Genomic DNA, 322 nt, shown 5'->3' with positions numbered 1-322 from the left:
TCATTATTTATTTTGTTCAGTAGTAGTATTTTTCCACAAAAAAAGATAGAAAAGGAAGCTAATGAAACCACTAAACTACTATTTATGGCATTTGGGTAATCAGTTATTTGGCTGTCTGAAAGATCTTGATAAGGAAATNNNNATACCAACTTATCTAAGAAAAGGACGTCCTAAAAAAGATAATAAACCAGACAAAATTGAATACAAAGCCCATACAGTTTTACTACGAGATGAAGAAAAGATTGAACATGCTACATTAAGTAAAGGGCGTTTTGTTCTAGCAACCAATCAATTAGATGAAATTGCTCTTAAAGATAGCGAA

It is taken from the genome of Candidatus Cardinium hertigii (genome assembly GCF_003788695.1).
The sequence above is the reverse complement of the archived record's forward strand: the minus strand, read 5'-3'. Positions refer to the sequence as shown.